General features: G+C 47.5%; 7 protein-coding genes and 1 tRNA gene. 5 read left to right on the top strand and 3 right to left on the bottom strand.

Translation table 11 applies throughout. The features are described from left to right. Positions 1–2: 2 nt before the first annotated feature. Positions 3–79: transfer RNA gene (locus Q1K24_RS08430), tRNA-Met, on the bottom strand. Positions 80–155: 76 nt separating this feature from the next. Next, the gene (locus Q1K24_RS08425) at positions 156–1655 is read right to left on the bottom strand and encodes a hypothetical protein (protein WP_300368805.1); all 1500 of its coding nucleotides are present in this window, start codon (positions 1653–1655) and stop codon (positions 156–158) included. A 217-nt stretch (positions 1656–1872) separates the two neighbouring features. On the opposite strand from Q1K24_RS08425, the gene groES reads away from it, so the two are divergent. From groES to Q1K24_RS08410, 3 genes are all read left to right on the top strand, one after another. Further along, positions 1873–2142, top strand: a complete 270-nt coding sequence (gene groES, locus Q1K24_RS08420) for a co-chaperone GroES (protein WP_300368802.1) — start codon at positions 1873–1875, stop codon at positions 2140–2142. A gap of 14 nt (positions 2143–2156) precedes the next feature. Continuing rightward, on the top strand, positions 2157–3797 hold the full coding sequence (groL, locus tag Q1K24_RS08415; protein WP_300368799.1) for a chaperonin GroEL: 1641 nt from the start codon (positions 2157–2159) through the stop codon (positions 3795–3797). 467 nt (positions 3798–4264) lie between these two features. Next, on the top strand, positions 4265–6001 hold the full coding sequence (locus Q1K24_RS08410) for a GGDEF domain-containing protein (protein WP_300368796.1): 1737 nt from the start codon (positions 4265–4267) through the stop codon (positions 5999–6001). A 15-nt stretch (positions 6002–6016) separates the two neighbouring features. On the opposite strand, the gene Q1K24_RS08405 is transcribed toward Q1K24_RS08410, so the two are convergent. Beyond that, positions 6017–6427, bottom strand: coding sequence for a Fur family transcriptional regulator (locus Q1K24_RS08405; RefSeq protein ID WP_300368793.1), 411 nt, complete (start codon positions 6425–6427; stop codon positions 6017–6019). Between the two features lie 178 nt (positions 6428–6605). On the opposite strand from Q1K24_RS08405, the gene Q1K24_RS08400 reads away from it, so the two are divergent. Together Q1K24_RS08400 and Q1K24_RS08395 are read left to right on the top strand one after the other, a co-directional pair. Then, a complete protein-coding gene (locus Q1K24_RS08400) occupies positions 6606–7121 on the top strand; it encodes a ferritin-like domain-containing protein (protein WP_300368790.1) in 516 nt (171 codons plus the stop codon). Next, positions 7118–7233: desulfoferrodoxin FeS4 iron-binding domain-containing protein (locus tag Q1K24_RS08395; protein WP_300368808.1), on the top strand; the 116-nt coding region annotated here is incomplete at its 3' end. The genes Q1K24_RS08400 and Q1K24_RS08395, both read left to right, overlap by 4 nt.

The raw sequence follows: 7233 nt of genomic DNA, 5'->3' as shown, positions 1-7233 counted from the left end.
TATGGTGGCGGGGGGGAGACTTGAACTCCCGACCTCCGGCTTATGAGACCAGCGCTCTAACCAGCTGAGCTACCCAGCCAACCTCTGTTTGTGGAGCGGTATTTTAACCAAAAAGCGATGGTGTGTCAAGATACCGGGCGCCTGCCCGGCATCGATTAGAAGAATTTCTTCAGCAGATCGCCGGCGGGTGATTTTTTGACATCCTCGGGCAATCTTTTTTCGATCTCCTCTTTCGCTTTCTCTTTCATCAAACCTTTTTTGTCGATTTTGATTTCCGGTGAAGCCAACTTGCCTTTGATCACCACCGGGATGGACATTTTCTTGATTTTTGCGTTGATGGTCATGTCGATGATCTGCTTTTCGAGATCAATTAGACCATCTTTGGATGTGATTTCGGTCAGTTTGCTTTTCATGTTGATATCCGAACGGAGCTGTTTTTTGAGGATTTTCGTGTCGATCGTCGTCCGTTCGTAGACTTCTCGTGTAATATCGAAATTGGCCATTTGCCGAAGCATGAAACTCATTTTGTTCGGAAGTACTTGCCCATCGAGCAGTTCGGCGTGCATCGTACCCAGCTGTTTGATTGTATCGTAGTCGAGCGTGACATTGGCTTTGGAGTCGAAAATATGCGGATAGAGCAGCATATCGGTCAGGGCGACTGTCTGAATGTTTTTGACCTTGACATCGAGTTTGCCATTGTTGAAGTGGGCGTCGAAGGCACCGCCGAGTGTATTGGAGTGGGCTGTGGCATCGACCATGTTTTTTGCCGTTTTGACATCGCCCGTTACGGTGATTTTACCTTTCATATGCTGGTTGGTGATGAAATAGAGGCTGTCGAGGTTCGGGACATGCATAGTGTAATCGGTCGAAAGCGACCCCTCTTTGATATCGTACGTCAGCGCTTTCGTTTTGAGTGTCGTAATGGGGGTATGGAAATCGACATTCGATATCGCTTTGGTACCGCTCAGCCGTGTCGTGATATCTCCATGGAATGTCAGATTCGAAGGAATGGAGAGGTTGAAATCTTTTTTGACCGGATCCGGGTGGACGAGCCCTTTGGAGATATTGGTGACTACATTGCCTTTCAGTGCCTCCATGTTCAGACTCGGGATATCGGCATCGATATCGATCAGGCCTTTCGCGTAGACCGGCTGATCGACCATATGGAGGAGTTTGTCGATGTGCAGATGCAGAACTTTCGCCGTCAGGTTTTCGGGTTCGAAGTTCCTCAGCGCGAGGTGATAGTCTGTTGCACTTTCGGCAACGTCGCTGACTCCGTCGATTTTCATCAACTTCTGATCCCCTTTGATGGTTCCGTGGGTTTTGAAGGGGCCGTTGAGCTTCTGGCCGATCAGTTTCTGAAGATTTGCGAGCTCTTTGATATCGACATCATAGGTTCCGTCGACCGACTGGGCCATGAGATTCATCGATCCCTTCGCCACGACACGGGTATCTTCCCCGATCTGCAGGGCGAACTCGAAACGGTCCGGCCGCAGTACGAATGTTTCGAGTCTTGTCGGTAGCGGAACCTGCGCGGCAATTTTCGATTCGATAACCGGTTTGAGCATATTGTTGCCCGGAGCCGTAAAGAGCACTCCAAAGGCCGCTCCCAGCAACAGCAGTATCACTATCACGATCGAGATCACATATTTCATTCTATTCCGTCCTTTTTTGAAATGCATATTGTATGAATTATATCATGGATTGCCTATAATAGGATTCGAAATCAACATTGAGCTTATTGCACTAAAGAATATGTAAAATAGCGACTAAATAATATGACAAAACTCTTGACAAAGAAAATTTTTTGGGTTAAAATTTCGGCACTTATAAAAAGTAATTGCTAAACTAAACCATATGAAAGGAGCGTCAATGAGTTTCCAACCACTTGCTAACCGGGTTTTGGTAGAACGCGTGGACGAACCACAACAGACTGCATCGGGTATCATCATCCCCGACAATGCGAAAGAGAAGCCGCAGGAGGCCGAAGTTCTGGCGATCGGACCGGAAGTCGAAGAAGAGGGTCACATCAAAGTTGGCGATCGTATCGTCTTTGGAAAGTACAGCGGTACAGAGATTACCGTCGACGGAAAAGAGTTGCTGATTTTGAACAGTGACGACATTCTTGGAATTTTGAAATAAGAGGAGAGTGAAAGATGGCAGCAAAAGAGATTCATTTTTCAGACAGTGCACGCAATGAACTGTTCGAAGGCGTGAAGAAACTGGCCGATGCGGTCAAAGTGACAATGGGGCCGCGCGGACGCAACGTGCTCATTCAGAAAAGCTTCGGTGCGCCGAGCATTACAAAAGACGGTGTGAGCGTCGCCCGTGAAATCGAGCTCAAAGACACTGTCGAAAATATGGGAGCACAGCTCGTCAAAGAGGTTGCCAGCAAAACTGCCGACGAGGCGGGTGACGGTACAACCACTGCGACAGTCCTGGCCTACAGCATTTTCAAAGAGGGTCTTCGCAACATCACGGCGGGTGCCAATCCGATCGAAGTGAAGCGCGGTATGGATAAAGCTTCCTCTACAATCATTGATGAACTCAAAAAGATTGCCAAAGAGGTCAAAGACAAGAAAGAGATTGCACAGGTTGCAAGCATCTCGGCCAACAACGATACAAAAATCGGTGATCTGATCGCCGAAGCGATGGACAAAGTCGGCAAAGATGGTGTCATTACAGTCGAAGAGGCGAAAGGAATCGTCGATGAACTGGAAGTGGTCGAAGGTATGCAGTTCGATCGCGGATATCTGAGCCCCTATTTCATCACCGATACCGAGAAGATGGAAGCGGTTCTCGAAAATCCGTATATTCTGTTGACCGATAAGAAAATCACCAACCTCAAAGATATCCTGCCGGTACTCGAAGGTATCCAGCAGAGCGGTCGTCCGCTCCTTATCGTTGCGGAGGATGTCGAAGGTGAGGCGCTTGCGACACTCGTCGTCAACAAACTTCGGGGTATTCTCAATATCGCAGCAGTCAAAGCGCCGGGATTCGGAGATCGCCGCAAAGCGATGCTGCAGGATATCGCAGTTCTGACCGGCGGTACCGTCATCAGCGAAGAGGTGGGACGTACTCTCGAAAGTACAACCGTTGCGGATCTCGGACAGGCTGGCCGCGTTGTCATTGATAAAGACAACACGACCATTGTCGACGGCAAAGGGGACAAAGGGGCTGTCGAAGCACGCATCAAAGAGATCAAAATTCAGATCGAGAGCACAACAAGCGACTACGATCGTGAAAAACTGCAGGAGCGCCTCGCGAAGCTGAGCGGCGGTGTGGCAGTTATCAAAGTCGGTGCAGCGACTGAAACCGAAATGAAAGAGAAGAAAGACCGTGTCGACGATGCACTCTCCGCAACGAAAGCGGCCGTTGAAGAGGGTATCGTAATCGGCGGTGGAGCGGCACTGATCCGTGCTGCAAGCAAAGTCGATCTCAACCTTGAAGGGGATGAAGCGATCGGTGCGGATATCATCCTGCGCGCCATCAGCGCTCCGCTCAAGCAGATTGCGGAAAATGCCGGATTCGATGCCGGTGTTGTCGCGAACAATGTCTCATCTGCGGATAGTGAAAACATCGGCTTCAACGCAGCGACCGGTGAGTATGTCGATATGCTGGAAGCGGGTATCATCGACCCTGTCAAAGTTGAACGTGTCGCACTGCAAAATGCGACAAGCGTTGCGAGCCTCCTCCTGACGACCGAAGCGACGGTCAGCGAAGTCAAGGAAGAGAAACCGGCAGCGGCTCCGATGCCGGATATGGGCGGAATGGGAGGCATGGGCGGCATGATGTAATGCCCGCCTGATTCTCTGGGATTTTTTTCCGAAGGACGGTACCCATGTGCCGTCCTTTTTTTCTTTCTCTTTTTCTCTCTAATTTAATCAAAATATGTTGTAATTTCATCCCGATAGCGGCATAATATCTGAACAATTTGTTTTATCCGACGATATGTTAGTAACTGACGTTACGCAGTATAAACCATCATCCGCGGCATCAGCGTTGTACGAGTGCAAGGCGCGGCGGTGAGGCGTAGCCGAAGCTACGATCGCAACGCAGCAATCTTGCGGCGATGCTGCCCGCCCATTCTGGGTCAGACGATAACGCACACGCTGACATCGTTGAAAAGAACCGAACGTAGCTGTGGCTACGCCCGAACCTTTTCGCCTTGCATCGTATGCGTTCTCGTCTGACGGATGGCGGCGTATACTGCGTAACGTCAGTTAAAAAGAAATAACATCAGTTATAGATAGGAATTGTCAGATTGAAGTCTCCCTTTTTTTCTTTGAGAGTGTTCAATGTCGCACTGGTCATTGTCCTGATTCTCTTCATCGTAGTAATAGGTCTCGAGCAGTATCGCTATATCAAAGGGGAGTTTTCTGTCGAACTTCAAAAAAAAGTGGAGACCAATTCCTACCAGCTTCAGGACTATTTCAAAAGCAGTTTCGACAAACTCCATTATGTCTTCAACAAAACAGCACAGCTGGATCTTCATAAACTGCGGGATGTGCAAAACTATTTCAACACGTTCGACAAGCCGATCGAACCGATTTACAAAAAATTGAATGAGAATATCATATTCGGTTCCTATGATATCTATCTCATCAATCTTGACAAAGTCGTCAAACGTTCCTCGTTCCCGATGGATGTCGGTCTCGATTTCAAAAATTACGAGTATGCATCCAAAATCTTCAACATGGTCAAAGAGAAAATCATTCCCTACCATATATCGCAACCCTATTTTCAGTTTGCAACGAACGATTTCAGAAAATATCTGCTGGCTCTATCGAAAAATGGAGATTTCTTCGTACAGATTTCCCACAACTATTTTCCTTTGGAGAATATCAAAAGAGAGATAAGTCTGCTCAAAGAACGCTATCCCGACGTCACCTCAATCGAAGTGACTCTTTCGAGCAACGGCCTTATCAAAGGACTCGATAAAACCTATACCGATAAAAAAGATTTCTTCAAACGGCATGAGGAAGACAAACGGGAGTTTCTGAAACGTTTCGGGAAAGAGCTCGACATAACATTCGATTTTGACAAGGCGATGAAAGAGGCAGACTGGGTGGCTCTGCTGTTTGGCAATCGGAATATTCTGTACCGGATCGATCCGGATAAAAAGGAGGCAGTGGTCTACTCCATATCCGAGAATATTTTCAACGATTCGTTGAACAAAGAGATCATCATACTGCGTACCGTGTACAATTTGGCTGATATTTTTCAACAGTATCACAATCGCCTTTTGCGTACCGCAATCATCCTTTTCCTGAGTTTTCTGGTCATACTGGGCATTCTCTTCTTTATCAAGCGTCTCTATGCGGACCGTCTGAATCAGATGGTCGATGCGCTGATGCATGACCGCGATGTGGCACTGAAAGGGTTCGCCATCAAAGAGTTTAAAGTCGTGGCCGATGCGATCAACAACTATCGCGAAAAAATCAAACGAAAAAACAGAGAGCTGGAGATACTCTCGCATACCGACCCTTTGACGGGTGCGTACAATCGTCGCTATTTTGGAAAGATGCTCGAACGGTTTATCTATGAATACCGACGATACGGCAAAGGGTTCGGTCTTATCATATTCGATATAGACAATTTTAAACAGATCAATGACAGATATGGTCACGATGTGGGGGATGAGGTCTTGCGTGAAATCACATCGGTGATCATGTATGATATAAGAAAATCGGACCTTCTGTTTCGGATTGGCGGTGAGGAGTTCGCCGTTCTCGTTTCACCTGTCGACGAAGAGCAGGCGAAACAGATAGCCGACGGATTGCAGAAGAGTGTGGAAAAACATTCGTTTCTGGCGGGATGCAAGGTGACAATCAGCGTCGGTGTCTCCTCTTTCAAAAAGAGTGACGACGCATTTTCCATCTTCAAACGTGTCGACGGCTATACCTATATTTCAAAACAGAGAGGTAAAAATGTCGTTACATCGGACGACCACACCATGGACGAGGAGGAGAAGCCCGAAACCGGCTCCTCGGAAGCATAGACACTGAGATGGGTTCTACTGTGTTGCCTGACATTCGGCGCAGATGCCGCGAAGGGTAATGAAGCTTTCCGTGATGATATAGCCGCTCAGTTTTTCGGCTTCTTCGATAATCTTTTCCGTGCCGACTACGACATCTTCGACTTTATGGCATTTGTCGCAAACCATATGGAGATGCGGATCTTTGATCAACTCATAGACCGATTTGCTGCGAGGAAGCTTGACCTCCTGAATCAAACCGTTGTCGATCATCTGATTGATGTTTTTGTAGATCGTCGCCAGTGAAACGCTCGGAAACTCCTTGAGCATCTCGCCGTAGAGATCTTCGATGTTGATATGTCCGTGTTTTTTGAGCATCATGACGATTTTCAAACGCTGTGGCGTTACCTTGAGCTGATGCTCTTTGAGCAACTCTGCTGTCCCTTTCATAGATATCCCCCAATAAAATTTCGGTATTTTACCAAAAAAATGATCCTATACCATTTATACATCAATAGTTTTAATATGAGCGTTAATCTTTGCAAGGGTGCATGGAAAATAATCTCCTTTTAAGTATAATTATTGAATAATTATTAAAGGAAAAATATTTTCCATAAAAGGAGTCAATATGGCAACACGTGGCAATTCAATCATCAAAGGTGTCGAAATCGATGAAGTAATCAATCTGCTCAACCGTGCATATGCGGATGAGTGGCTGGCCTATTATCAGTATTACATCGAAAGCAAGGTGGTCAAAGGAATCATGAAGGATGCGGCGATCGCAGAACTCGACCAGCACGCGGCGGACGAGCTGCGCCATGCCGGTATGGTAGCCGATCGTATCATCCAATTGGGTGGTACGCCGATTCTTCATCCGCAGGATTGGTTCAAACAGACCAACTGCGGCTACGATGCACCGGAAAATTTCGATGTGCTGAAAATACTCGAGGACGCCATCAAGGGTGAGCAGTGTGCCATCGGCGTCTACAGTCAGCTGGCGGAGATGACCCAGGGCAAGGACATCGTAACCTACGATATTGTCAGCCAGATTCTTGCCGACGAGGTGGAACACGAGGAGGATCTGATGGCACTGCACGAAGATATCAGTGAATTCATCGATCAGGTGAGGGGGAGTGTTTCATGAGACAATACGAAACCTACAAATGCATGACATGTGGCAACGAAGTAGAGGTGCAGGCAGTGGGCGGCGGTACGCTGGTCTGCTGCGGCGAAGAGATGGTCTGCACCACCGAAAA

Source organism: Hydrogenimonas sp. (assembly GCF_029932565.1).
Lineage (GTDB): Bacteria > Campylobacterota > Campylobacteria > Campylobacterales > Hydrogenimonadaceae > Hydrogenimonas.
The sequence above is the reverse complement of the archived record's forward strand: the minus strand, read 5'-3'. Positions and strand labels throughout refer to the sequence as shown.

Coding starts and splice junctions, on each gene's coding strand:
- Q1K24_RS08425 (WP_300368805.1), bottom strand. CDS start 1,655: ATGAAATATGTGATCTCGATCGTGATAGTGATACTGCTGTTGCTGGGA.
- groES (WP_300368802.1), top strand. CDS start 1,873: ATGAGTTTCCAACCACTTGCTAACCGGGTTTTGGTAGAACGCGTGGAC.
- groL (WP_300368799.1), top strand. CDS start 2,157: ATGGCAGCAAAAGAGATTCATTTTTCAGACAGTGCACGCAATGAACTG.
- Q1K24_RS08405 (WP_300368793.1), bottom strand. CDS start 6,427: ATGAAAGGGACAGCAGAGTTGCTCAAAGAGCATCAGCTCAAGGTAACG.
- Q1K24_RS08400 (WP_300368790.1), top strand. CDS start 6,606: ATGGCAACACGTGGCAATTCAATCATCAAAGGTGTCGAAATCGATGAA.